This is a genomic window from Chryseobacterium sp. YIM B08800 (genome assembly GCF_026163565.1).
Classification (GTDB): domain Bacteria; phylum Bacteroidota; class Bacteroidia; order Flavobacteriales; family Weeksellaceae; genus Chryseobacterium.
In genome coordinates this window covers 1-1,007 of record NZ_JAPDKN010000114.1, presented here as the reverse complement: position 1 = coordinate 1,007, position 1,007 = coordinate 1, and the positions used below count along the sequence as shown (strand labels likewise).

Annotated in this window: 1 protein-coding gene; it reads left to right on the top strand. The window is 32.7% G+C overall.

The window, feature by feature from the left end; all coding sequences use genetic code 11:
- The first annotated feature begins 30 nt into the window (after positions 1–30).
- Positions 31–918 carry a helix-turn-helix domain-containing protein gene (locus OEW74_RS19550; RefSeq protein WP_265430075.1) on the top strand — a complete coding sequence of 296 codons (888 nt, stop codon included), beginning with the start codon at positions 31–33 and terminating at the stop codon, positions 916–918.
- The last annotated feature ends 89 nt before the right edge of the window (positions 919–1,007 follow it).

The window sequence follows — 1,007 nt, the reverse complement described above, 5'->3', positions numbered from 1 at the left end:
TTTAAAAATAATAATTAAATTGCAGAGACAATGTTATCACAATCTGTCTACACGCTCGTGAATGAGCAAAACGGGAATCTGGCTTTCAAGCTTTTTGAGTTTGATAACAATAGCTATTTTGACCATATTCAACGGAATAATTATTTTACTTTAATCCTTATAACTTCGGGAAAAGGTGTTGCGACGGTTGACCTTTGTGATTATTCTTTCAAGGAAAATACGCTGTTTGCGTTTTATCCCTATCAGCCTTTTATGTTGCAGTCTGAGAAACCGATCATAGGAATTTCGATTCAGTTTCATCACGATTTTTTCTGTATTTACAGGCATCATAAGGAAATTGCGGCGAATGGAATTTTATTTAATAATGTTTATCAACAACCATTTATCGACTTAAATGAATTAAGTAAAAGTTCGATTTTAAATCTGATTAACGGAATTGCCAATGAACTTAAAAATGATGCTTTCAGAAAGGATGAAGTGCTGATTTCTTACTTAAAAATTTTATTGGTTACGGCAACCAGAATTAAACTGGAGCAGCAAACGATTGAGAATTCTGAAACGGTAAACATTAAGCAACAATTTATCATTCAGAATCTGAAAAATGCGATTGAAGATCATTTCCGAACCAAACATTCAGCTAGTGATTATGCGGATTTATTAAATCACACTCCGGCTTCGCTCGCAAGAATTACTAAAAACCATTTTAATAAAACACTTTCTGATTTGATTACGGAACGAATCATTATTGAAGCCAAAAGAGAACTTTATCTTACAGATAAAACGATTAAAGAAATTGCCTACGAATTGGGTTATGAGGACGAATATTATTTTAGTCGACTTTTTAAGAATAAAACGGATATTTCGCCTCAGATTTACCGAAATACAATTGGTTTCAACAGAGGTGCAGAATCTAATTAAATTAAAAAATGAACAAGAATAAATATATGCTTGAATGCATCGAGCTTGCAAAACAGGCATTAGAAAAAGGAAATCCCCCAGTTGGTTCT